Below are 1,028 nucleotides of genomic sequence, written 5' to 3' on the forward strand. Positions count from 1 at the left end.
ATGTTTTACTTGAACCTACAAAATAACTCAAAAAAATCAAGGCGAGTTCCACACAACGTCATACGGCTTTCCAATTGGAAAGTCCATACCACAAAATAACCATAGAAATGATCTGCAAATTTGTAAAGACGTTGTTTAAAAAATTTGCCAGAAAGTAATAAAGTTATTAACTAAGTTCTTAACGCTGGGAATTGATATCACGAGCTACGACCATACCTAAAGTATAGTCGCGTGATTACTAAAGGAACTTGACGGTCTAACTAACCTGAACTCGGTTTAAGAAATTGAACTAATTGCCTGTTCCAAGATCCGATCTTTCGACCAAGAAAAATATGGACCAAAAAGTGTTCAGCGTTCTCCAAGTCCCAATGCCACATACCGTCCAATGACGAGTGTTCAATAAACCTGAATATGCGCGTATCGGATTGAACTAAGTCGAGCAACTCTTTCTCAAGTCTATGCAATGGTAATACCTTTTAGTTCAACGCCGACGTTTGAACTTCCTCTATTTACACCTACTGCTGTGTTAATGATAGCGTCAGTATCTCAATGAAGAAACTAATTAAATTAATACTAAATCAATAAATTCATCAAACAAGAAAGTATTAAAAAACGACCGTTTTATGAGAGTGAAAAGTATTTTCTCCGCTCGGTCTGATTTTATTGGTTCTATTTGTTTTATAAACCCATCTCATTTAATATAGTCTCATAAAGTCATTTTTCAACATGTAAATAAGATTATGGGGCTCAAAATAGGGTATGCTCGAGTAAGTACATCTGATCAAGACTTAAATCTACAGATCGATGCGTTAATGAACAACGGGTGTGCTCCTGAACATATTTTTACCGATAAAACGTCGGGAGCAAAATCAACTCGACCAGGATTAGATAAATGTCTTGATACATTGTCATCTGGAGACATTTTAATAGTATGGCGATTAGATCGTCTTGGCCGCTCAATGTCTCACTTGATCAATTTGATTGAGTCATTAGTTGAAAAAGACATTGGATTCAAATCGATCCAGGAC

General features: G+C 36.0%; 1 protein-coding gene. It reads left to right on the top strand.

From position 1 onward, the window contains the following. Window positions 1-740: 740 nt before the first annotated feature. Window positions 741-1,028 (top strand): recombinase family protein (locus tag MHN02_RS21545; RefSeq protein ID WP_239247993.1); only part of this gene is annotated, 288 nt, incomplete at its 3' end.

It is taken from the genome of Alteromonas sp. CNT1-28, from assembly GCF_022348345.1.
In the GTDB taxonomy this organism is placed as follows: domain Bacteria; phylum Pseudomonadota; class Gammaproteobacteria; order Enterobacterales; family Alteromonadaceae; genus Alteromonas; species Alteromonas macleodii.